The organism is Thermogemmatispora onikobensis (genome assembly GCF_001748285.1).
GTDB classification, from domain to species: domain Bacteria; phylum Chloroflexota; class Ktedonobacteria; order Ktedonobacterales; family Ktedonobacteraceae; genus Thermogemmatispora; species Thermogemmatispora onikobensis.
Map to the genome: position 1 here is coordinate 45,379 of NZ_BDGT01000037.1, position 21,893 is coordinate 67,271.

Sequence of the window (21,893 nt, forward strand, 5' to 3'; positions counted from 1 at the left end):
AACGGGTCGAAGGGTTCTCATCGCTCAGAGGCGCTGGAGCTTCTCAATCACCGCATCAGCTACCTGGGACGTACCGACGGCGCTTGGATCATCGGGGCGCGGCTTCAAATCGTAGGTGACGTTCTTCCCTTCAGCGATCACCTGAGCAATAGCCTTTTCCAGACGGTTGGCCGCCTCCTTCTCGCCCAAATGACGGAGCATCAGCACACCGGAGAACATCATGGCCATCGGATTGACCTTGTTCTGCCCCGCATACTTGGGAGCACTGCCATGCACTGGCTCAAAGACAGCGTACTGGTTGCCAATATTGGCCCCAGGAGCCACGCCCAGCCCGCCAATCAGGCCCGCCGACAGATCGGAGACAATATCGCCGTAGAGATTGGGGAGTACCAGGACATCGTATTGCTCCGGTTTCTGCACCAGCTGCATACAAATATTGTCGACAATGCGGTCTTCAAACTGAATATCGGGATACTCACGGGCCACCTCCTGGGCAGTGGCGAGAAAGAGGCCATCGGAGAACTTCATAATATTCGCTTTATGAATAGCCGTGACCTTGCGACGACCATGCTCACGAGCATAGTTAAAAGCGAAGCGAACAATACGGCGGCTGGCGGCTACCGAAATATACTTGAGGCTGATCGCCGATTCAGGGTCCAGACGTGTCCCAGTTGCGCGCTCTACCAGTTCAATCAGCTCCGCCAGCTCGGGCGAGCCACGCTGAAATTCAATTCCAGCATAGAGATCCTCAGTATTCTCACGCACAATGATCAGGTCAACATGCTCATAGCGGGAGCGGAGTCCAGGGTAGGTCTTGGCCGGGCGAACATTGGCGTAGAGGTCCAGCTTCTTGCGCAGTGTGACGTTAGCACTACGCACTCCTTTGCCCACAGGAGTGGTAATCGGCCCCTTAAGGGCCACCCGGGTGCGCTTGATCGATTCAATCACCTCATCGGGCAGGATCGTGCCCTGTTTCTCCAGGGTTTCCATGCCCGCCTGGCAGACCTCCCAGCGGAACTCTACCCCCGTCGCCTCCAGCACGCGGCGGGTCGCCGTGGTGATCTCCGGTCCAGTCCCATCTCCAGGGATGAGGGTTACCGCATGCGGCATGAAGTCCTCCAGAACTGCAGAGTTTGTTTGTAGCAAAGAGGTTAAGCAATCATGTAGAGATTATAGCACGAATGCCAGCCGCAAGCCCACCCGTGCTACCAGCCTTGACAGTACGAGGACCAGGCACCCTGGAAGCCTGGGCAGAGAGAAGGTGCAGCCTTAGCGCTGATCTGGCTCAGCAGGCGTAGCAGCGAGCGAGGCGCGCGCCGCCCTGGTAGTTCTGGCCGTTGTTGCCTCCGTTGTCTTTTCTACTCGCTTACTTCTTCTCTTACCACTCTCTGCAGACTCTTTTGTCTCTTGCTTTTCTGCCTTCTTCCTCTGGCCTTTACCAGTAGAGGCTTTAGCCGTGCTCCGCCTCTGCCCGCTCCTGCTGACATTTCCATTGGAGGTCGCTTGAGAGGTTGAACGCCTTCGCCCGGTTCTGCCCCTGGCAGTCGCAGACAAGGCTGGTTCCCCGGCTGTCGAAGTCGAAGGTAGCTGGGCCATCTCCATCGCCCCATTCAGAGAAGGACTCTCCTCCGTACTTTGCTTCGCGCTCTTTTGGACCTTTCTGCGTCTGGCTCCTGCGCCTCGCGAGGAAGATGCCAGACCATTCTGCTGTGGTTGTTCCTCGGGGTTTTGCTGCGGTAGCACGACCTCCTCGTAGCAGACTGGCTCCTGGCCCCCACGTGGGATCACCATCAGTCCGCCGCAGCGAGGGCACGGTTCCGGTACCGGGCGCTCCCAGATCGCGAAGTTGCAGGTCGGGTAGTTGCTACAGCCATAGAAGGTGCGCTTTGTCTGGCGCGTTTTACGCTCGACCAGATCGCCACCACACTGCGGGCAGAGCGCGCCAGTCTTATTGACAAAAGAGCGCCCATAGCGGCACTCCGGGAAGCCCGAGCAGGAGATAAAACGCCCGAAGCGCCCGCTGCGGATAACCAGCTTCCGACCACACTCGGGGCACAGCTCGTCTAGCTCCTCAACCGGCTTCTGCACGCGATCCATCTCGGTTTCCGCTCTGGCCACCATCTCCTTGAAGGTCTCATAGAAATCGCGCAGAAACTCGGTCCAGGACTGGCGTCCCTCTTCAACGTTGTCTAGCTTCTGCTCCATATCGGCGGTAAAGCCGACATCGACGATCTCAGGGAAGTGCTTATTGAGCAGCTCGTTGACCGTTTCACCAAGCCAGGTTGGCACAAAACGACGCTGTTCCTGAGTGACGTAGCCGCGCTCCTGGATGGTCGAGATGATGGGCACATAGGTACTGGGCCGCCCAATGCCCAGCTCCTCCAGCTCTTTGATCAGGCTGGCCTCCGTATAGCGCGGCGGCGGCTGCGTAAAGTGCTGCTGCGGCTGCAGCTCGTGAAGAGCCAGTACCTCGTCAACGGCCAGCACCGGCAGCAGACGCTCCTCTTCTTCACGCGGCCAGACGGCGTAGAAACCGGGAAAGCGAAGATGGGAGCCAGTGGCCCGAAAGACATATTGGCCTGCCACAATGTCGGCACGCACCGTATCGAAGAGAGCCGGAGTCATAAAGCTGGCCACAAAGCGGCGCCAAATCAGACTGTAGAGCTTGTACTGATCAGGCGTCAGATACTCTCGCACCTGCTCAGGAGTGAGCGTCACATCCGTTGGACGAATAGCCTCATGGGCATCCTGCGCGGTGGCCTTGAGTTTGCCAACGCGCCCCGAGCCGACAAAAGGCTGGCCATAGGTCTGCTCAATAAAGCGACGCACGCTGGCCTTCGCCTCGTCAGAAACACGTGTCGAGTCGGTGCGCATATAGGTAATCAGTCCCTGCGAGCCGCGCGGCCCCAGCTCGATGCCTTCATAGAGCTGCTGAGCCAGACTCATCGTCTTCTTGGGCTTAAAGTAGAGGCGCGACGAGGCATCCTGCTGCATGGTGCTGGTCGTATAGGGGAGCGGCGGCTGACGGCGCACTTCGCGCTGGAGCAGGCGCCAGACCGCGAAGCTTGCTCCGCGCAGCTCGGAGAGAATGGCCTCGGCTTCTTGCTGATTGGCGATATGCAAGCGTCGCCGCGTCTCCTCAGAACGGCGCTCGCCCTCTCCCTCCTGCGACCCCTCACCCTCTTCGCCCTCGGCTGCCCCTTCCTCTTCTCCGTCCGTTGGCTGCTGGCCAGCCAGCTCGTTGAGGCGAGCCACCAGCGTCGCCTCAAAGCGTTCCTGCTCGCCTTGCTTGCTCAGGAGGGCGGTAATCGTCCAATATTCCTGGGGCACAAAGCCACGGATCTGCCGCTCGCGATCGCAGATCAGGCGCAGGGCGACCGACTGCACACGTCCAGCACTGGTACCCGACTGCACACGCCTCCACAGCAGGGGACTAATCTTGTAGCCCACCAGACGATCAAGGACTCGACGCGCCTGCTGTGCATTGAACAGGTCTTCATTTATGGCCCGCGGCTTCTGAATCGCCTCTTGTACAGCCCTCCTCGTAATCTCATTAAAGACAGCGCGGCGCGGATTCTTGAGTCCCAGGGTCTGCATCAGGGACCAGGCGATAAACTCCCCTTCGCGATCAGGATCGGGAGCCAGATAGACTTCCTCGGCCTTCTTCGACGCCGCCTTCAGCTCGGCAATGACGCCCTTCCGCTCCTCGATAATTTCATATTGTGGCGCAAAATCCTTGCGCGTGTTGACGCCAAGGCCCTTCTTGGGCAGATCGATAATGTGCCCCATTGAGGCGCGCACCTCGAAATCGCGCCCGAGGAATTTCTCAATGGTCTTGGCTTTTGCCGGAGACTCAACAATGACAAGCTTCTTTGCCATTAATCAACCTGTACCTGATTTGCAGATGTTATGCGGTTGAACGCCAGGTGAGCCGTTCAATCTCACAGGATAGGATAGCACACGTTGACAAGAGGGGTGACAAACCGGATCACCGGCCAACGGCTTCCCCAGCCTCTCACTTCTCTCTCCTCTCATTACGTATGCCTTCTGAGTGAGATAACACAAGATAGCCCCCCGATCTTCCCCCGGCAGCCAGAGCGAGTGGCCTCAGTTTCCTGCGCACGCCGGCCATCTTTCCCGCCGGGAGTACAATAGTGGAGAATCCGCTCTTTCGCTGCTCTTACTCTACAATACAAGGGAAGCTCTGGGGTCCTCTGCCTCCGAGGGTAAGAGCGCGAGAGGAGAGTGTGGGCAGAACGATGGATGGGAGGGTTGATAAAATGTCGTCTGGTACTTTCGCGCGCTGCGGATCGCGCCGTGACTGTATTGATAGGAGGCTGCTGTGTCCCCGGCCTCATCGCCTGCTGAGCCTGCTTCAGTCGCTCCTGCTCTATGGCCTCACCCTCGCTCTCCTGCTACTCAGCAGCGCTTGTGAGCCGTTTGGCAGAAGCGGTGCGGGGCCGGCCACCCAACGAACAGGCGCTGTTCCCAAACAAGCAACTGCCAGCCCGACGCCGACGCCGGTCCCGCGGCCAGTGGAACAGTACGGCTTTCAAAAAGGAATCGTCTACCCTGGCTGGAGCCGGAGCGCCTATGGTCTCAGTGACCGTCGCTGGCAAGAGAGTTTGCAAGAGATTCGGCGCAGCACCGCTGCTGAATGGCTAGAGATGCCAGTACTTTTCTCCCAGTCAACTCCTGATGCCGTCGACATCGGGGCAGATCAGGCGGCACCTAGTGTGGCCTCCTTTGTGGCGGGAGTGCGCAAAGCGCATGCGGTCGGCTTCAAAGTCTTTCTCGCCCCCCTGCTGACCGTACGCCAGCCGGGCGGCTGGGCCGCGCTAGTCATGCCAGCTCCTGAGAGCCAACAGCGCTGGTTTGACCACTACTGGCAGGCTCTACGGCCCTATGTTGAGGCAGCCGAGGCCAATGGCGTTGAACAGATTGCCCTGGCTACTGAAATGGAGTGGCTGCAGAGCAACGCTCCCAGCACCCTCTGGCGCCAGCTCATTGAGCGCGTGCGCAGCATCTACACAGGCAACCTGACCTATGACATCAATTGGTCCACAATGGACCAGCCGCCGGCCTGGTTGCATGATTCTCGCCTCACTTTCATTGGCGTCTCTGAGTACATTTCCCTCAGCGACGCTCCCGTACGTCTGGATGCCCAGACCATGATCCAGCTCTGGCGCGAGCAAATCAAGACGCGGCTCGACCAGCTTGCCGAGCAACTGAACCGACGCATCGTTATCAGTGAAATTGGTTATCGCAACAGCACTGACGCCCTCTACCAGGTCTGGTCACCCACCTCAGCAGCCCCAGCAGACCCCCAAGAGCAGGCCGATGCTTACAACGCCGCACTCACCAACGTCATGGCCGATGAGCATATCGCCGGCATCTTCTTCTGGGGCTGGGACGAAGTAGAGCGCTTCTCAATCCGCGGTCAGAAGGCCACCGAAGTACTCCATCGCTGGTACAGCGGCACGAGTCCCAGTAGCTCGTGAGGGAAGGTCTGGGAATGCTTCTAGCGTGGAGAGCGGAGCCTCAAGACTGGCAGCTCTGGCCCGCGTTCCTGGTCGTGGGAGGGCCAAGGCTTTCGGGGACCAGAAGATCTATCTCTGGCTTGCGGTCTTGACCGCTTCACGCGCGCATGCTATGCTGCAACTAGGCAATGAGAAAAATAGATACAACTATTGACACAGGCGCTGGTTCGGAGGAGAAGCATGCAGCAACATCGGCCATCTCCAGTGCTCCCTCAAGGGTCCAACCAAGGTGAGTCGAGAGGGAGCAGATGGCTTCGGACAAAGAAAGGCCGCCCAGAAGTTAAGCCAGGATCAGTCACCGGAGCGGCAAGAGCCGGCCAGCGCTCACGGAGGCGAGGCCTCTCGCTGAGGGCAGCCCTGGCGGTGATCAGCGGACGGGCAGCAGGAGCTTTAAGTCGCCGTCTCCGGCTCGGAGGCGGTACCAGTATCGTGGGCCTGGTGGCTCAACGCCTCTACCCGGATATCATCGGCCACCTGGCCGCCCAACTGGAACATGGTAGCGTCCTGATCACTGGTACCAACGGCAAAACGACCACGAGCGGCTTCCTGGCTGCAATCCTGCGCGACGCCGGCCTGCGCGTCTGGCGCAACCGCGAGGGGGCCAATCTGTTGCGCGGCGTCGCCGGTGCCCTGGTGGTGCGCGCCCTCCCCAACGGCAATCTGCGCCGTGCGGGTCAGGCCATCTCCGTCTTCGAAATCGACGAGGCGGTCATACCCCAGGCCGCGCGCCTGCTAGAGCCGCGTGCGGTTGTCTTCGTGAACCTGTTCCGCGACCAGCTCGACCGCTACGGGGAGGTGGAAAGCGTCGCTTCCCTCTGGCGGCAAATGGTCAAGGAGCTGCCAGAGACAACGGCTCTGGTTCTCAACGCTGATGACCCAACAACGGCCAGCCTGGGCGAGCTGGCCCGCGGGCCCGTCCTCTATTTCGGTCTGGAGGATCTGACGCTCGATGTAAGTGGCCAGGATGGCCAGGGAACCCCAGGCACTTACCAGGTCGTGGACAGCCGCAGCTGCGTGCGCTGTGGCAGCGACTATCACTATAGCGCTCGCTTCTATAGTCACATGGGCCATTATCAGTGCCCCCACTGCGGCCTGGAGCGTCCTTCTCCACTCGTACGCGCGCTCCACGTGCGCCAGGATACCTTCGATCGCTTGCGCGTGACAGTCGAGACACCGACCCAGCTGGGCGAGATTGTGATCCCCCTGCCCGGGCTGTATAATGTTTATAATGCCCTGGCCGCGATCACGGCAGCCCAGGCCCTGGGGATCAGCTGGGAGCCAATCGTCTCAGGGATCGAGCAATTCAAGCCCGCCTTTGGACGGGGTGAGCGCGTGCAGGTGGCAGGCCGTACCCTGCGCCTGCTGCTGGCGAAGAATCCGACAGGATTAAATGAGGTGCTACGCACGCTCTTCAGCGAGGGCACACCTCGCCATGTGCTTTTCGTGCTCAACGATAATATCGCCGATGGCCGAGATGTCTCCTGGATCTGGGACGTCGACTTCGAACGCGCTAAGGGCCTGACCGCCAGCCTGACGGTAACCGGCACGCGCGCTTTCGATCTGGCCTTACGCCTCAAATACGCCGGTTTCGCTCCCGAAGCGATGACGCTCATTCCGTCAACACCGCTACGCGCTCTCGAAGAGCTAACCGGCCCACAGCCGCGAGGACGCAAAGGGAAAGGTCGAGGCCGGACTCGACGCCAGCTGCAGGAAGGCCAGGCAGCCGCCGCGATGACGAGCAGCGCAGCCGCGCCGCCGGCAGAGGAAACGACCGCCAGTCTGCAAGAGATGGCTGTCTCCTTCCCAGGCTACGGACTGGCAAGAGCGCTGGAACAGGCCATCGCGCAGACGCCTGCCGGGGAAACGCTCTTTATCGTGCCGACCTACACAGGACTGCTGGAGATTCATCGCGAGCTAGAACGGCGCGGGCTGACGCCTCATTATTGGGAGGGACGAGATTAGATGCACGGTAGGAATGAGGCCCGGCTGACGCTCACGCTTGGGCATCTCTATCCAGATCAGCTCAATCTCTACGGGGATCGCGGCAATATTCTGACGTTGAAACGCCGCTGCGAGCTGCGGGGCATCGAATTGCGCGTCGTAGGGCTGGGCATTGGCGATGCCCTGGCACCAGACGAGTACGATCTGCTCTTCATCGGCGGTGGTCAGGATAAGGAGCAGGCTCCCGTGGCCCAGGACCTCTTTGAGACGAAAGGAATCGGCCTGTGGGCCGCTATTGAGGATGATATGCCGGTGCTGGCAGTCTGCGGCGGCTATCAGTTGTTGGCCCACTACTATCGCCCAGCGGAAGGCCCCGATATGAAGGGCCTGGGAGTCTTCGATGCCTGGACAGTCCATAAGGGGCCACGAACGCCGCGCTGCATCGGCGACGTGGTCATTCGCTGGAATGGCATGACAGTGGTCGGCTTCGAGAATCACGGCGGACGTACCTATCTGGGAACCGCTCACCCACTGGGCAAGGTCCTCAAAGGCTACGGCAATAATGCCGAGGATGGCACCGAAGGGGCGGTCTATCGCAACGCCTACGGAACCTATCTGCATGGCTCGCTCCTGCCAAAGAATCCGCACTTCGCCGACCATCTGATCGGCCTGGCACTGCAGCGCAAGTACGGCCTCCGGCGGCTGACAAGCTTGAGCATGCCGCCAGGCGAGATCATGAATGGCTCTACGCCCGCCCAACCCGCCTCGATGGAGGACCCTACCACTCTGCTGCGGCCCCTGGATGACCACCTGGAGTGGCAGGCCCACGCAGCTATCCTGGAACGCCTGGGACTCTACGAGGAGGCCGTCGCCGCCCTGCGGCGCGCCAAGGCGGCGTAGAGGTTGCTTTGCTTGCTCTAGCATCGAGGATTGGGCCATTATGAGCTTTGATCGAACACTGGCTCGCTGCTCTTTCTGCGGTCGGCGCCCACCCGAAGTCAGACGGATGATAGCCGGGCCAGGCGCCGCCTATATCTGCGAAGCCTGCCTTCAGACCTGCAACGAGATCTTACAAGATCCAAGGCCCTTCTCTCCCAAGGCCCTGGAGCTGGCCTCACGCCCCCCCGTGGTCGTCGCCGCCCCCCTGGAACCCCCTACCAGCAGCCAGGATGAGCAGCCAGCTCCACGCGAGGCCCTGCGGACTCTCACCCTGGAGCTGGAGCAGAAGCAGCAAGACATGACGCTGATGCTCTATCAGATCCAGTTCTACGCCCATTACTTTGATTTGCATTACCTGTGGATCAGGCCGCCGCTTACACCCGGCTTCGCTTTTGTTCCACGCCTGATCTTCTTCCTGAAGGATAATCTGGGCCAGCAGTGGAGCGGAGACCAGGGGGGAATGCTCCTGGCGCGACCCGAGCTGGCCAGTGATCCCAACCATGCCGTCTACCAGGGGCGGGCGCGCTTCCGTCCCTTGCCCTCTCCAGAGGCTCACCATCTGACTATTCGCGCCGCCGACCCGCTTGGCCAGTTCGAAGATCCCCCGCCACGTCCGTGGCAGTTCGAAATCACGTTCTAGGATCTCCCCCGCGGAGGACGGCAGGAAGGGGGACAGACAGCCAGGGAGCAGCACAATCCAGAGAAAGAAAGGGCTGAGGCGCAGGGCATTGCTGCTGCCACTGCACCTCAGCCTTTGTGCTAGCCCATCCGGCCAATCTGGCCCGGTCTGATCAGGCGCCCCTCTTCTCTTCAGACAACCACTGCTCAACAGACCAGGCCCCAGAGCGTTCGCTCCGGCACCTTATGACGCCCTCCTGACAGCTCCTGCGCCGGCAATTGTGACTGTTTACCCCCTCGCGGAGGATAGTAAAAAAAGCATCCCAGGTAGAACGACCCGGCCAAGCGGGCAGAGAGATGAAGACTACTCCAGAGCGGGGATCAACAAGCCATAGCCACCTTTTTCCAGACGATACATGACGTTCACGCTGTTGGTGGCCTCGTTCACAAAGGGGTAGAAGGGAAGACCGAGAGCTTCCATCTGCAGGATCGCTTCTCTGTCGCTCATGGGCTTGGTGGGAAGGCTGCGGATCTCTTTAATCCTGGCCCATAAGGTTTCGTTCTGCTCCTCGCTTAGACTGGTGGGAACAGGCAGATCTTCCGTCGCTTCAGTCTCCTCCCTCGCCGCTGTGACAACAGCCCCCTCCTCCCCCTCAAGCAGCGAGAGCTGCCCCGAACGCGCCAGCGCCAGAACCTTGATGAGCGGGCGCTGATGACGACGCGCGGTGGTCAGCCGATCCTTTTGTCGACAGAACTGGGCAAGCAGCTTGCCAAGAGCCTGGTCAAAGGCAACGGTGACTTTAGGAGCACTCACCTCACTACGCAGAGCAGGCGCAACTCCCATCAGCAGGATCTGGACCGTGTAGCGGTCCTGGGCACTGCGCGCGTGCTCCTCTGCGATAGTAATCTCCAGACGAGCGGTACTGTTGCGGGGAGAGATGAGGCGCGTCAGCTTGTGGGCCTTACGCTCAATGTGCTGTCGCAGACGAGGCATGACCTCCATCTGCTTGCCTTTGATGATGATCTGCATAGCTTCTGACTCCCTCTTTCCAAGGCCACAACACCGGTCGCTCCAGGCAGACCTGCAGGCGTCTGGCTGAACGCAGGAGAGCAAACCCTAACCGTGGGCGCAGTCGGGTCTTGCTCATTATATCACCCCTCGAATTGCCATGACCAGTTTCCCCCTATTCCCATCCCTCCCGCAACAGCTCAACTCAGCCCGGACCGCCAGCCCTCCAGACATTCATGAAAAAGGTGTTATGAAAGAGCGACATTCGGGCCACAGACGCAGGCCCAAAAGATGAACAAATTTTCATCTATAGAGGTCCTGGATTCATAAAATGTTCATCCATTACTGTTAAGCTAATGATAGCGTTGCAGCAACTCTGTACAGTGGAATGAAGGAAGGGGAGTGGCTTTCATGGCGCAGATTCCGAGCGATCACCACATTACCTATCAGCTCCAGTACCGCAAATGTGGGAAACCAACCTGCAGCACCTGTCGCGACGGTCAGGGACACGGCCCTTACTGGTATGCCTACTGGCGCGAGGGATCGCGGCTACGCTCAGGCTATGTCGGCAAGGAGCGACCGGCAGATGACAAGCTCCCAGAGCGCGAGAGGAAGCGACGCCCGGCAGGGGGACGCACTGAACGCCAGGCGCATCGGGGAAACCCTCCCTTACCTCTGGTCGCCGTCTTGAGCTGACAGGATCGGCCCAGAGAGGATCAGATCAGCAGCTGGGTGAGGGGGAACAACCACCACCGCCAGCACCTCCACCTCCTGTGAGGCACGGGGAGACCAGTCGGGGCCGCTTTGGCTGGCAACGCGGACCCGAGGACCAGGGTCTGGCCGAGTCCTGAAGCAGAGAGCAAGGCAAGATCCAGCCAGGAGAGTAGCGCAGCACTCCGTTGTCTCTGTCGCCACTTCTGCTTCTGTGATAGAATCATCTCGACAGGATTCTACCCAGAGTTGGGAGCTGCGGGATGAAATGTCCATATTGTGGCGGCACCGAGTCACGTGTCAAAGACTCGCGTGACATCGGAGACGCCATCCATCGGAGACGTGAGTGCGAACGCTGCAAGGGGCGCTTCAGTACCTATGAGCGAGTCGAACCATCCCACCTGATGGTCATTAAGCGTGATCAGCGCCGCGAGCCTTTCGACCGCCAGAAACTTTATATCGGCATTCGCAAAGCCTGTGAGAAGCGGCCCCTTCCCGTCGGCGAGATCGAAAGCGCGATCGACGAAATTGAACAGGAGCTTTATCGCATGGGCCGGCAGGAGGTGCCTAGCAGCGTGATCGGCGAGCTGGTAATGGAGCGCCTGCGCCGCATGGATAAAATCGCCTATATCCGCTTCGCGAGTGTCTATCGCTCCTTCGGCGATGTGGAAACGATGTTCGAGGAGATCCAGCAGCTGCTCAATCGCGAGAAGGCAGAATAAGCTCGTCACAACGCTTATCCCGCCACCCTCACGACGTGAGCAGCGCTGTCTCCTGATGGGCATGGCAGGAAGACCTGTGCGCTCTTCTTCACTCACCACATTGATCTCCTCTTGACATGGGGCTGATCATCTTTGCGTGCCTCATCCTTTCTGGCCTTGCGCTGGTCACCAACCCCGTCACCTCCCCTTGTTTTCTGCCCCAGCTCCAGCCTTCGCCGGTCCCTCGCCCCCCGCTCCCGGCCCCTCTAATGCTCCGCGAGACGCCCCTCCGCTTTTCTCAGGCGACGGCTGAGGACACCCAGCAACTTGAGGGCAAGCTCCGGTTGCTGCCGCAGGACAGTGCGAAACTCCCAGATCGGTAGAATGACAGCCCTGGTCTCTTCCTCGGCAATGACACTGGCCGAGCGAGGAAGATCATCCAGCAGGGCCATCTCTCCCAGCACTTCCCCCGGCCCGGCTGTCCCGATCACTTCCTCCGCCCGATCAGGATCAGTGGCCTGGACAATGCGTACTCGCCCTGCGGTGATAATGTACAGACCAGTTCCCGTATCGCCCTGATGAAACAGCGCTGTGCCGGGGCTGTAGTGCCGCTCTTGAGCGCTTGTAGCAATTTTTTTGAGTTCTTTGTCGCTCAAGCTCGAAAACAAGCTCACCTTTCTTAGTAGATCTTCATACATTGCAAATGACTCCTCGTGCAAAATCGGCTCGCTACCCGAGCAGACACCTGCCACGCTTCCATCGTTTTGGCCCGGCTGTATTGTATCACAGCGGCTCAGCCTTGTCTCCTTTTTGACTTTCTGACTGCGACGCACTACAATAAGTGGGACGACTGATCGACACACACAGAACAGACAAGAATAATCAAGGCCCGAGCCACTGGCTAGAGAGAGCAGAGAGCCATGACAACGCAAGATATCTCAGTGGCCCATCAGCGACTCCGCGAGGGAGTCGACGCCCTCAATGAAGGGAAACTCGATAAGGCCGCCGAAGCTTTCAGCGATGCCGAGGTGCGCTTCCGCCTGGCCGGCGATTACCGCCATGCCGGCGATAGCCGCATGCTACTCGCTGAGGTGCAGCAACAAAATAATCTGATTGATAGTGCTATCATCAGCTACTCGCGTGCACGCAATTACTACCGTCAAGCTGAGCAACCGCAGAGCGAGGCCGGCGCCACGATGGCTCTGGGACATTTGGAGCGGCAGCGGGCCCATCTCGACCTGGCTCAGCAGGCTTACGAGGAGGCTGGCGCGCTCTATCAGCAGCAGCGCTCGGTCAGGGGACAGGGCAATGTCTGGCTCGCTTTGGGCCACCTGGAGCTGCAACGGGGCCATATCGCAGAGGCTGCCGCCTATTACCAGCAGGCCCTCACTGCTTTTCAGGAGGCCGGCGAGGTCATCACAGAGGCTGACGCCCGCCGCAGTTACGGCGATACTCGCCGCCTTGAGCAGCAGTTTGCTGCGGCTGAGGAAGCCTATAGACAGGCACTGGCCGTCTATGAGGCTCAACGAGACTACTACGGCGCTGTCGATGCTTTGAGTGGCCTCGCCCAGCTCTGTCTGGAACAATGGCGGCTTGCTGAGGCCGCCGATCTCTTCGGCGAGGTCATCCGGCGCTCGCTGGAGTTAGAGTATGAGCTGGGGCAGGCCGATGGGAACCTCGGACTGGCCGCGGTGGCTCTGGCCAATAACCAGCTCGAACAGGCGCTGGCCAGCGCGCAGCGCGCTCAGCAGGTCTACGAGGATAAGCGCAACGCGCTGGGGCTGGCCCAGGCTCTGCGCTTGTTGGGCGAGATTAATCTCCGCCGCGGACAGCTGGCTTATGCCACGTCGCAGGTGCAGCGCGCCTTGCGCACGTATCAGGCGCTTGCCCGCCGCCCCGGCACAGCAGAGGCTCAGCTCTGCCTGGCCGAGATCCTGCGGCGGCGCGGCCAGCTGGAGCGAGCCGTGGAAACCTTCACTGCGGCCCACGAGCAGGCCCACCTGTCCACAAACGCTCTCCTGCCAAATCAGGCGCTGCTGGGCCTTGGCGATATCTATCGCCAGCGTGGCCAGACAACCCGCGCTCATGAAGTCTATCAGGAAGCCGCCATACGGGCCACCCAGTTGGCCGAGCCGTTCCGCTCCTATGGTCTGGCAGCAGCTACCCTGCGCCAGGCGCGGCTGGCTATCGCCGGCGGCTCGCTCAAGACCGCCTGGGAGCAGCTCAATCAGGTCCGCCCTCACCTGGAGTCAGGCTCTGCTCAGCATGCGCGCCTTGCCCCACTGCTGGCCCTGGCTGAGGGAGAGTGGTATCTGACGCTGGGCGAGCCTGCACGCGCCGAGGGCCGTTTCAGCGAGGCGCGTCAGCGGGCCGAGATGCTCCAGGAGCCGCTGCTGGCCGCCGAGGCCCTGCTGGCCCTGGCTCGTGCCTATCTGGCTCGCAGCGAGCTGGAAGCCGCTTCGCTGACTTACACGGAGGCCGAACGGCAGTTCCAGCAGCTGGAAAATCCCGTCGGCACGGCAGCCGCTACCCTGGGAAGCGCTCAGGTCTTGATCGGTCAGCAGCGCTGGTCAGAGGCAATCGAACGCTGCGAGGCCGCTCTGACTCGCTTCGAGCAGAATGAGGATCTCACCGGTCAGGCCGAAACCCTGCTGGCTCTGGGCCTGGCTCGCCGCAATAGTGAACAGCTTGATGAGGCCTGGGCCAACTTTGAGGCCGCTCTACGGCTCTATCAGCAACAGGGTCAGCCCCTGGGCGAGTCGGATGCTCGCTATGAGCGCGCCGGCGTGCTGCTGACCCAGGGGCGGCTCGATGAGGCGGCAGATGAGCTGCAGCAGGCGATCGCTCTCGTGGAGCAGGTACGCCAGACGCTGCCCAGTCCTGAGCAGTGGACGCCCCCATTCATGCGCCAGTATGCCGCGCTCTACGCTCAGGCGGCAATTACCGAGGTGCGCCGTAATCGGGAACAGCAGGCCCGGACATTGTTGGATGCCTATGTGCGCCTGGCCGGTTCACATGAGCTGCTGGAGCAGCTGAAAGCCTATGAAGAGAGCATTCCTACTGGGGGAGAGCACTTGAGCGAGGAGGCTATCGGGGCGAATAAGGATCTGCTGAAACGCCTCCGCCAGCTACGAAAGGGGTTGGCCTCATAGGAGAGGCCCGACGACTGGCAAGGCAGACTGACCTCTCGACCGCCAGGCCAGGCCAGGTCAGGTTGAACCAGCCAGGAGCTGGCCAAAAACTGGAAACAGATGGGAGGCCAGACTTGATACCTTGCCAGTCGGCTCCAAACACCGTATTATCTAGCTAGCAAGACAAGAGTCGAACAGGCCACGAGCAACGGGAGGAGACTATGGATTTGCGCTTCTTGCGTGGTGACCCCCAGGCACCCAAGGGACATGCGATCTTTTTCGCCCGCAGCAGCGAGGACGAGCGGCGCATCTTCTATACCTACTGTGTGGTGCCGCCTCTCCCGCTGTCACTCGCCAGATACCTGCCCTCGATCCTGGCCGCCCACCTGCCAATGGATGAGCCTAATGTGCAGGTGATGCCGATCCCCCCCATGCTGGAGGAGCTGGAAGAGGGAAAAGGCCTCGATTATCTGCAGGTTCTGGCTCGCTATCGTGATGATGACCTCTGCGAACTGGGGGCTATTCATCCGCGTGACGAAGCGGCAAAGATGCAGCTGGCAGCACAGGCCTGCCAGGAGTACGGTCAGCTCTATCTGAACTACAGCACCTCTTTTGAGCCGGTCGCCAGCCGCTCCTCCGCCCAAGACGAGCTGCCGGCCCTGGATGACCTGGACCCCGAGGAGCTGCTCTTTCAAACAATGACTGACCGCCAGCGCCTGGCGGAGCTGGGAAAACTGGTCGGGGTCGCTCGCTACGCCCTCGAAGGCAATGACTCGCATCTCCTGCAGGAGACACGGCAGAAGATGCAGCGCATCGTCCGCCTCCTTCCCGAGAAGTATAAAGGAAATGCCCTGATCACAGCAGCCTGCGATACAGGCAAGCACTCCGCTCGCATCGCCGAGCTGTACCTGGAACGGGCCTATAAGCTTCTCGATGAGGAATACGCGGACATCCCACGCATCGAACAGGCGATCCGCGAGCTGCAACAATCCGCTTGACGTGCGCTTATCTCTCTTCCGCCCCAGGCGTTTCCAGCCTGTGAGCCAGTGCCCCCAGCGCCGCAGAGCCAACGGTCAGCTGCTGATCCGTCTCCTCCCTCTGTGGCTTCGCCTCCCTCTTTCCTGCACTTTTCGCTTGATTACAAGATCAGAAGAAAATACGTAAAGATAATGGAGATATTTTATGGCATCAGTCGGCATGAGGGTTGATCTCTCGGAGCTGGTCGAGGCCGCGGCAGCGGCTGATGCGCCGCGTCTGGCCAGCCTGACCCGGGAGTTGGTTCACGGCAAGGCAGATATCGATGTGTTGATCGGGCGCGTCGGGATGATCGCCGCTCATGGCGATTCCGAAGGGCACGCGATCCTGACGCTGACAGCCGCCAGCGTCCTGAGCCGCTGGCTCCACGCTTACGATCATCTGGTAGGCGAGAGCCTGGAGAATCGTTTGCGTCCCCTGCCACTGCTGGTCCAGGCTCTCTGCGCGGCCAGCACAGCCGTGCGCGAGGGGCGCAGCAAGCAGCCGAACTATCCACGGCCCTACTATCCCAGTGAGTTACCCGAAGGGAAGAGTGTCGGTGCGTTGATGCGCGAGGCCATTTATCAGAACCAGGCCGAGCTGGCTGAGCGTCTCCTCTTCGGTCTCTACGCCACTGGCGCCGACTATCGCACGCTGCAGGCTCGCACCTATGAGGGACTGGCTATGACCTTCCACCAGGCCGGTCATCCGCTGATGTTTGCAGTGCGTGGCTATCAGTTGCTCGATCCAGTGGAGTGGGGGGATCGGGTCCCCAATATTATTCATTGGCTCGCTCCTCGCCTGCCTGTCCACGGCGAGGAACCGGCCTGGATCGGGGCGGTGCGTGACTTCATTGCCCAGCGTCAAGGGGACTTCGAGATAATCCGTCGGCGCATCTCGGCGCCCAAGAATGAGCGGGCTCTTCCTCTACGCGCGCTGCTGCTGAGCGATGCCGGGCCGATCCAGGTTTGCCAGGCCATCCACGAGGCACTGATTCAGGGCGAGGCCTCGCCGCGCGCAGTTGGCTCGGTCATTGCTCTCGCTGCCGCCGATATCCTGAACCAGATTGGCGATGAGGATCGGACGGCCTTCATTCAGGCGGCCCACGGTCTTCTGTACGCCGCCGCCGTGCGCCTGGCCTTTGCTCAGGTCCAGGATATCGAGGTGACTCCTCTGCTCTTTACTGCGGCGGTCTTTGTCAATGAGCTGCGTAAGCACCTGGGGTTAGCCAGTGGCCAGATCCATCAGAGCCCTCATCACATCCACGTGGGCGGCGGCTTGCTGGCTCCTGCTTTGCTGGAAACGCTCCAGGGCGAGCTGGAGGCCCGCGATCTTGAAGGGGCCTATCTGGCTGCTCGCCGTTACCTTCATCTTGGCTACGAGCCCAAGCCGCTCTTCGCCACGATTGGCCTGGTCGCTGCCCAGGCGGATGCAGGCGCTGATCAAGGCCACACCTTGCAAATTGTGCAGGCAGCAGGCGAGGAATTCATGGGTTGGCCTCGCGATCTGACGGAGACCGACCTGAGCGTCTTCCTGCGCGCTGCGCTGCGGGCCTCAGCCCTGGCTCCACGCAATACGCTGGCCTCAGCGCTCTAGGGGAGAGACGGGAGCCATAGAGCAGATGGGATCGCACCGGCTCCCGCCGGAGACAGGTGCAGGATCTGCGAAGCGAGAAGCCGGGACACCAACGGTGGTATCTGCACGGCTGGCATGGCAGATGGGGCAGACAGATGGAGGCAGATGAGGGTGAGCCGAGCAGTACCCCTCTGGGTCTCGGCTTTTTGCCTCTGCTTGCAGTGCATACTGCACTGCATACTCCCAACACTCCCCCTTTTGCCTCTCTCTCCTGGAAAGAAGAGACAGCGGCAGCCATTATGGCAGACGAGCTAACGCCCGGCGATGCTTCTCCCACCGTTCCGCGTTCTTTACTTGGGTAGCCTTCGGTGCGAGGATTTTGCAGGAGCAAAACTACAATGATGAGTCAGATCGATCGACAGAAGAAGAGGACCAGGCATCTTCAGCGAAGCCTGGCCGCGGTCGTCTCTCTGCTGGCTGTCCTGCTCACGCTGGCCTCCTGCCAGATTGGCAGCCGCCAGCCCCATCTCGTGAAAGCCCCGGCCAGCAAGCAGATTTATCGCGAGCCGCAGATTGGTCTTGCCGACTACACTACGCTCGATCCAGCCTTAGTCACAGATCCCTCGGCGATCCGCGCCGTCGAGCTGGTCTTTACTGGCCTGGTTCAGCTTGATGACCAGCTTCAGGTCCGTCCCCAGCTCGCCAGCTCTTGGAGCGTCTCTAGCGATGGCCTGAGCTGGACCTTCCACCTGAAGCCGAACTTGAAGTTTAGCGACGGGACACCACTGACTGCTCAAGATGTGGCTTACAGCCTTGATCGCGCGCTGCAACCGTCAACGCGCTCGACAACTGCTCCCCTTTACCTGGCGCTCTTGCGCGATGCTGATAAGCTCTTAGCCGGCACCATCTCAACATTGCTTAACGATAGTATCCTGGTACGAGATAAGCAAACGGTCGTCCTGATCACGCGCCAAAAAGCCCCCTATTTTCTGGCCATGCTCACGAACCCCTGCGCTTTCGTGGTTGAGCGGAGCCTGGTCGAAAAATATCATGGGAGCTTCAGCGACCATCTGACGGAAGGTGGGGGGGCCGGCCCTTTCAAAGTGGCTCGTTATGCCCACGGCCAGGAAATCGATTTTGTTCCTAATGCACACTACTACGGCGCTAAGCCCCAGCTGGGCCGCATCGTCTTTTCCTTCTATCGCCAGGCTAGCGACGCTTATCGTGCCTACCAGGGCGGCCAGGTAGACCTGACCAGCGTTCCTCTGGCCAGCTATGCCAGCGACAAGAAGCGCGCGGACTTCCACCAGGTCCCTCAGCTATGGATTAACTACTATACAATGAACTATCTTGTGAAGCCTTTCGATAACATCCATATCCGTCAGGCTTTCGCCCTGGCGATTAATAAGGTGACTATTGCCGAGCAGGTTTGGAAAGGTACGGTGCTGCCCACAAACCATATTGTGCCCCAGGGTATGCCTGGCTATAACGCCAGGTTGACCGGCCCCGACGGCACTCAAAATCTGACTGGCAATGCAGCGAAGGCTCGCCAGCTGCTGGCTCAGGGCTTGCAGGAAGAGCATCTGTCAAGTTTGCCGCCTATCAAGCTCACCTATGCGACAGGGCTGAACAGCCTGGATCAAGAGGCCAAGGCGCTGATCGAGATGTGGCGCCAGAATCTGGGTGCAACCGTTACAGCTGATCCCGTCGACTATAATACGCTGCTAAGCCGCGTGACGGCAGCCACGAACAACTCCAGTGGCCTCCAGATGTGGGGCCTGGCCTGGGTCGCCGAGTACCCCGATCCGCAGGACTGGCTCTCGGCTCAGTTCGGTCAGGGGGTTCCCAACAATAATATGAACTATGGCCAGAACGTCAGCAACGACGCAGCAACGCAGCAGCTGGTCCAAAAGAAGCTACAGGAGGCCGATAACACGCTGGATACGGCAACCCGCCTGCGTCTTTACCAGGAGGCGGAACAGCAGCTTGTCAACGATGTTGCCTGGCTGCCATTGGAACAGGTGAATGCGGTTTTTCTGCGCAATCCGCTGATCGTTGGCTTCAAGGATAACGGCATGAATGTAGTGCCGCCCGATGACTGGGCAAATATCTACGTTGTCGAAAGCCAGTCCTGATAGCTAACAGGGCTGGGTCCTCCTCCCGCTAGCGAGAGGAGCGCAGAACAACGCGACAAGAGATCAGGGGCAAAGCAGGCTTTCGGAGAGGCTCCTCTCTGAAGGGGGCAGGCATACATAGACCTGCCCCGCCAGCGTTGCCCCTTTCCTTATTCCTTCTGAGGTGGTCCTCCTTTCCTACTCACTGCTTCTTTGCTTGCTCCCGGCAAAGGGGTTCCGTATGATAACAGCGACGGTGGTGCCAGACTTCGGACGCCGCTTGCCATCCCAACGATCCGCCAGCCCAGAGCAAGCTCTACGCCAGCAGCGCGGTGCTTTCGTTGGGTCCTGACGCCGTCACCGCCCAAAGCTACAGCGAGCGAGTCAGCCAGCCAGCTAGCCAGCTAGGCGCCCACACAGAGAGCATCGCGGGGTCGGGCGACGTCAGGGGACTATCTACGGTCCGGCTGGTGGTAGAACTATCCACATCAACAAGCAGTGATCTCTAGCCAAGCCAACAACATGGCAGCTTGCTTTCAGCAGCGATGGAGAAGCTCCTTATGTCTACCCAGCAACGTGTGAGCACAGCAGGCCTCGTAGCGCTGCTTTCTCTTCTGGTCATCCTGCTGGGCGCCTGCGGAGGAGGGAACTCCGGCAATACAACCTCCACTCGCAAAGCCCCTCTTAGGCAGCAGGTCTTCGTTGAGCCGGAGCGTGGGATTCAAGATCTGTCAACCTTTGATCCCGCGTTGACCTTCGATGTACCATCGACGACGGCGATCCAGATGGTCTTCACGGGCCTGGTGTCACTAGACAAGGACCTGGTCGTTCGTCCTCAGCTGGCCAGCTCATGGACGGTCTCGCCCAATGGCCTGACCTGGACCTTCCATCTGAAACCCAACCTGAAGTTCAGCGACGGTACGCCACTGACCTCAATCGATGTCGCCTACAGTCTGGATCGCGCCCTGCAGCCAGCTCAACACTCGTCCACAGCCCCAACCTATTTGGGCCTTATCAAGGATGCCGATCGCCTCGTCAAGGGGCAGATTCGCACGATCATTGGAGATAGCGTGCTCACGCCTGACCCCCAGACGGTCGTCATTCTCGCACGCCAGAAGGCCACCTATTTCCTCAATGCCTTGACTTATCCTTGCTCCTATGTGGTGGAGAAGAAGCTCATCGATAAGTACGGCACGAAGTGGACCGATCACCTCCAGGAAGGCGGTGGGGCTGGCCCCTTTAAAGTCAAGGAATACACACACAACAAGCGCATCGTCTTCGTTCCCAACCCCCAATACTACGGTCCCAAGCCCCAACTGCAGCAAGTAATCTTTCCTTTCTATCGAGAGACCGACACCGCCTATAAGGCCTATCAAGCAGGTCAGGTTGACTTTGCGATTGTACCCAGCCAGCAGGTTCCCCGTGTCCGCAATCAGCCAGAATTCCACCTGATTCCGCAGCTGTGGATCAGATACTATGGGATGAACTACCTGGTCAAACCCTTCGACAGCATCAATATGCGGCGCGCCTTCGCCCTCGCCCTGAACAAGGACGAACTGGCACACGCCATCTGGAAAGATGTCCCGATCCCGACCAACCATATTATTCCCCTGGGGATGCCTGGCTACAATCCGAACCTGCGCGGCCCGGATAACACTGTCAACACCCGCGGGAATCCGCAGTTGGCAAGCCAATATTTCCAGAAGGGCCTGCAGGACGAGGGCCTCACCAGCGCCTCCCAGCTTCCGCCAATCACAATCACCTATCCCTCGGGCAATCAAGACCAGGCGAATGAGATCGCGGCAGCCATTCAGATGTGGCAGAACGTGCTGGGAGTCACTGTCAGGGGCGAGGCCATCGATTTCAATAAGATGCTGGATGAACTTTCCAACACCACCGGCAATCCCCACGGCCTGCAAATGTGGGCCATCGGTTGGGTGGCCGACTACCCAGACCCCCAGGACTGGACAACGCTCCAGTTCGATGCCGATTCTCCCTATAATCAGGTGAACTACGGCCAGAACAATGCGTCCGATCGCCTGCAGCAACAGGCCACCCAGAAATTGTTAGAGGTTGCCGATACCTTGCCGGACTCCAATGCACGCCTGCAGGCTTACCAGAACGCCGAGCAGCAGCTTATCAACGACGTTGCCTGGCTGCCCATCACCCAGGTGCGCAGCGCCTATGTCCTGAAGCCCTATGTGCAGGGCTTCGTGCTCAACGCTCAGCTGCAGGTACCTCCCGACGCCTGGTCTCAAATCTATATCAGCGTCCATTAAGGTAAGGCCCACCTACCCACCCACGGCCTCACCAAAGAAGCGCAGCCAGTGAGCGCCAGCAGCCGCCGATCAGATCATAGACAGTCGCTGCAGCGCTCTGGCTGCGCTTGCTTTCGTCAGACCCCACCTCCAGCTTCTCTGCCGTCTGCTGCCCGGCGCCTGGTGCTGGCCTTCCGCCTTCCATCCTTGCCTCGGCGACAAACCTGAGAGATCAGCTGCTAAGAAGACGTACGTAATAATGTCTTGAACCTGAACAGGGTCGAAACTCACCTATTCCCACGGTGATTCAGCTGATCAGGGGTGCCAGCGCAACCAATACCA

Annotated in this window: 15 protein-coding genes; 11 read left to right on the forward strand and 4 right to left on the reverse strand. The window is 59.9% G+C overall.

Features of this window, described 5'->3' with window-relative positions; genetic code table 11:
• Positions 1-24: 24 nt before the first annotated feature.
• A complete protein-coding gene (locus BGC09_RS15820; protein WP_069805098.1) occupies positions 25-1,110 on the reverse strand; it encodes an isocitrate/isopropylmalate dehydrogenase family protein in 1,086 nt (361 codons plus the stop codon).
• A gap of 159 nt (positions 1,111-1,269) precedes the next feature.
• The gene (topA, locus tag BGC09_RS15825) at positions 1,270-3,879 is read right to left on the reverse strand and encodes a type I DNA topoisomerase (RefSeq protein ID WP_084658988.1); all 2,610 of its coding nucleotides are present in this window, start codon (positions 3,877-3,879) and stop codon (positions 1,270-1,272) included.
• Positions 3,880-4,247: 368 nt separating this feature from the next.
• On the opposite strand from topA, the gene BGC09_RS15830 reads away from it, so the two are divergent.
• From BGC09_RS15830 to BGC09_RS15845, 4 genes are all read left to right on the forward strand, one after another.
• Positions 4,248-5,501 (forward strand): glycoside hydrolase family 113, encoded by a 1,254-nt coding sequence (locus tag BGC09_RS15830; protein WP_141727813.1) that lies wholly within the window; start codon positions 4,248-4,250, stop codon positions 5,499-5,501.
• Between the two features lie 402 nt (positions 5,502-5,903).
• Positions 5,904-7,502: a MurT ligase domain-containing protein gene (locus BGC09_RS15835; RefSeq protein WP_176728949.1), complete on the forward strand. Its 1,599-nt coding sequence runs from the start codon at positions 5,904-5,906 to the stop codon at positions 7,500-7,502.
• Between the two features lie 24 nt (positions 7,503-7,526).
• Positions 7,527-8,381: a type 1 glutamine amidotransferase gene (locus BGC09_RS15840; protein ID WP_084658991.1), complete on the forward strand. Its 855-nt coding sequence runs from the start codon at positions 7,527-7,529 to the stop codon at positions 8,379-8,381.
• A gap of 40 nt (positions 8,382-8,421) precedes the next feature.
• Positions 8,422-9,060, forward strand: coding sequence for a ClpX C4-type zinc finger protein (locus tag BGC09_RS15845; protein ID WP_069805106.1), 639 nt, complete (start codon positions 8,422-8,424; stop codon positions 9,058-9,060).
• 342 nt (positions 9,061-9,402) lie between these two features.
• Here the strand turns inward: BGC09_RS15845 and hpf are convergent, their stop codons facing one another.
• The gene (gene hpf / locus BGC09_RS15850) at positions 9,403-10,068 is read right to left on the reverse strand and encodes a ribosome hibernation-promoting factor, HPF/YfiA family (protein WP_069805108.1); all 666 of its coding nucleotides are present in this window, start codon (positions 10,066-10,068) and stop codon (positions 9,403-9,405) included.
• Positions 10,069-10,458: 390 nt separating this feature from the next.
• Here hpf and BGC09_RS15855 point away from each other — a divergent pair, with 390 nt between their 5' ends.
• Positions 10,459-10,743: a DUF6788 family protein gene (locus BGC09_RS15855; protein ID WP_141727814.1), complete on the forward strand. Its 285-nt coding sequence runs from the start codon at positions 10,459-10,461 to the stop codon at positions 10,741-10,743.
• A 278-nt stretch (positions 10,744-11,021) separates the two neighbouring features.
• Complete coding sequence (gene nrdR / locus BGC09_RS15860) at positions 11,022-11,480, forward strand: transcriptional regulator NrdR (protein WP_052888556.1); 459 nt, start codon at positions 11,022-11,024, stop codon at positions 11,478-11,480.
• Between the two features lie 245 nt (positions 11,481-11,725).
• On the opposite strand, the gene BGC09_RS15865 is transcribed toward nrdR, so the two are convergent.
• Positions 11,726-12,157 (reverse strand): cyclic nucleotide-binding domain-containing protein, encoded by a 432-nt coding sequence (locus BGC09_RS15865; RefSeq protein ID WP_069805112.1) that lies wholly within the window; start codon positions 12,155-12,157, stop codon positions 11,726-11,728.
• 222 nt (positions 12,158-12,379) lie between these two features.
• Here BGC09_RS15865 and BGC09_RS15870 point away from each other — a divergent pair, with 222 nt between their 5' ends.
• From BGC09_RS15870 to BGC09_RS15895, 5 genes are all read left to right on the forward strand, one after another.
• Positions 12,380-14,611: a tetratricopeptide repeat protein gene (locus BGC09_RS15870; protein WP_069805114.1), complete on the forward strand. Its 2,232-nt coding sequence runs from the start codon at positions 12,380-12,382 to the stop codon at positions 14,609-14,611.
• Positions 14,612-14,811: 200 nt separating this feature from the next.
• A complete protein-coding gene (locus tag BGC09_RS15875; protein ID WP_069805116.1) occupies positions 14,812-15,588 on the forward strand; it encodes a hypothetical protein in 777 nt (258 codons plus the stop codon).
• Between the two features lie 184 nt (positions 15,589-15,772).
• A complete protein-coding gene (locus tag BGC09_RS15880) occupies positions 15,773-17,200 on the forward strand; it encodes a hypothetical protein (RefSeq protein ID WP_069805118.1) in 1,428 nt (475 codons plus the stop codon).
• 377 nt (positions 17,201-17,577) lie between these two features.
• On the forward strand, positions 17,578-19,314 hold the full coding sequence (locus BGC09_RS15890) for a peptide ABC transporter substrate-binding protein (protein ID WP_069805121.1): 1,737 nt from the start codon (positions 17,578-17,580) through the stop codon (positions 19,312-19,314).
• A gap of 539 nt (positions 19,315-19,853) precedes the next feature.
• Positions 19,854-21,572 (forward strand): peptide ABC transporter substrate-binding protein, encoded by a 1,719-nt coding sequence (locus BGC09_RS15895; RefSeq protein WP_069805123.1) that lies wholly within the window; start codon positions 19,854-19,856, stop codon positions 21,570-21,572.
• The last annotated feature ends 321 nt before the right edge of the window (positions 21,573-21,893 follow it).

Bases quoted from the DNA above. Each gene is read 5' to 3' on its own strand.
- BGC09_RS15820 (WP_069805098.1), bottom strand. From the start codon at position 1,110: ATGCCGCATGCGGTAACCCTCATCCCTGGAGATGGGACTGGACCGGAG.
- topA (WP_084658988.1), bottom strand. From the start codon at position 3,879: ATGGCAAAGAAGCTTGTCATTGTTGAGTCTCCGGCAAAAGCCAAGACC.
- BGC09_RS15845 (WP_069805106.1), top strand. From the start codon at position 8,422: ATGAGCTTTGATCGAACACTGGCTCGCTGCTCTTTCTGCGGTCGGCGC.
- hpf (WP_069805108.1), bottom strand. From the start codon at position 10,068: ATGCAGATCATCATCAAAGGCAAGCAGATGGAGGTCATGCCTCGTCTG.
- BGC09_RS15855 (WP_141727814.1), top strand. From the start codon at position 10,459: ATGGCGCAGATTCCGAGCGATCACCACATTACCTATCAGCTCCAGTAC.
- nrdR (WP_052888556.1), top strand. From the start codon at position 11,022: ATGAAATGTCCATATTGTGGCGGCACCGAGTCACGTGTCAAAGACTCG.
- BGC09_RS15865 (WP_069805112.1), bottom strand. From the start codon at position 12,157: ATGTATGAAGATCTACTAAGAAAGGTGAGCTTGTTTTCGAGCTTGAGC.
- BGC09_RS15870 (WP_069805114.1), top strand. From the start codon at position 12,380: ATGACAACGCAAGATATCTCAGTGGCCCATCAGCGACTCCGCGAGGGA.
- BGC09_RS15875 (WP_069805116.1), top strand. From the start codon at position 14,812: ATGGATTTGCGCTTCTTGCGTGGTGACCCCCAGGCACCCAAGGGACAT.
- BGC09_RS15880 (WP_069805118.1), top strand. From the start codon at position 15,773: ATGGCATCAGTCGGCATGAGGGTTGATCTCTCGGAGCTGGTCGAGGCC.
- BGC09_RS15890 (WP_069805121.1), top strand. From the start codon at position 17,578: ATGATGAGTCAGATCGATCGACAGAAGAAGAGGACCAGGCATCTTCAG.
- BGC09_RS15895 (WP_069805123.1), top strand. From the start codon at position 19,854: ATGTCTACCCAGCAACGTGTGAGCACAGCAGGCCTCGTAGCGCTGCTT.